We start from the raw sequence: 1,349 nt of genomic DNA on the forward strand, positions 1-1,349 counted from the left end.
TTCGACCTGTTCAAGATCGGTATCGGCCCCTCCAGCTCGCATACCGTGGGCCCGATGCGGGCGGGCGCCCTGTTCGCCAGCGCCCTGCGCGAGCGCGGCCTGCTGGCGCGGGTGAGCCGCGTCGAGGTGCGCCTGTACGGCTCGCTGTCGGCCACCGGGGTCGGCCATGGCACCGACCGTGCGACGGTGATGGGGCTGATGGGCGAATGGCCGGACCGCATCGACCCGAAACAGATACCCCTGCGCATCGCCGCCTTGCTGGAAAGCGGCGAGCTGCTGCTGGACGGCGCTCAGCCAGTGCCGTTCGACTGGCAGCGCGACCTGCTGCTGCTGGAGGAGAACCTGCCGTACCACCCCAACGCCATGACCCTGATCGCGGAAGGCGAGGGTGGTGAACTGCACCGCGACACCTACTACTCGATTGGCGGCGGCTTCGTGGTGGATGCCGCGCAGGCCGCCTCTGGGCAGCTGGACCAGGACCACACCCCGCTGCCCTACGACTTCTCCAGCGCCGAGGAACTGCTGGTGCTGTGCCGACGCCACAACCTGCGTGTTTCCGAGCTGATGCTGGCCAACGAGAAAGCCTGGCGCAGCGAGGCGGAGATCCGCGCCGGGCTGCTCAAACTGTGGGACGCCATGCAGGACTGCGTGCGCAACGGCCTGGGCGAGGAGGGCATCCTGCCCGGCGGGCTGAACGTGCGCCGGCGTGCCGCCAAGCTGCACCGCAGCCTGCAGGAACTGGGCAAGCCGAACGTGATCGGCTCGACCATGAGCGCGATGGAATGGGTCAACCTCTACGCCCTGGCGGTGAACGAGGAGAACGCCGCCGGCGGGCGCATGGTGACGGCGCCGACCAATGGCGCGGCGGGCATCATCCCGGCGGTGCTGCACTACTACATGCGCTTCAACCCCGAGGCCAGCGAGGACGACGTGGTGAACTACTTCCTCGGCGCGGCGGCGGTGGGGATCCTGTGCAAGAAGAACGCCTCGATCTCCGGCGCCGAAGTGGGTTGCCAGGGCGAAGTCGGCTCGGCCTGCGCGATGGCGGCGGCGGGGCTGGCGGAAGTGCTGGGAGCGACCCCGGCGCAGCTGGAGAACGCGGCGGAGATCGGCCTGGAGCACAACCTCGGGCTGACCTGCGACCCGGTGGGCGGGCTGGTGCAGGTGCCGTGCATCGAGCGCAACGCGATTGCTGCGGTGAAGGCGATCAACGCGGCGCAGATGGCGCTGCGCGGCGATGGCGAGCACTTCATCTCGCTGGACCGGGTGATCCGCACCATGCGCGACACCGGCGCCGACATGCACGACAAGTACAAGGAAACCTCGCGCGGCGGCCTGGCAGTCAGCGC

Annotated in this window: 1 protein-coding gene; it reads left to right on the plus strand. The window is 69.3% G+C overall.

Features of this window, described 5'->3' with window-relative positions:
* On the plus strand, positions 1-1,349 hold a 1,349-nt coding region (locus tag J7302_RS26245; protein WP_215381771.1), incomplete at both ends, for an L-serine ammonia-lyase.

The sequence above is a fragment of the Metapseudomonas boanensis genome (genome assembly GCF_018704125.1).
In the GTDB taxonomy this organism is placed as follows: domain Bacteria; phylum Pseudomonadota; class Gammaproteobacteria; order Pseudomonadales; family Pseudomonadaceae; genus Metapseudomonas; species Metapseudomonas boanensis.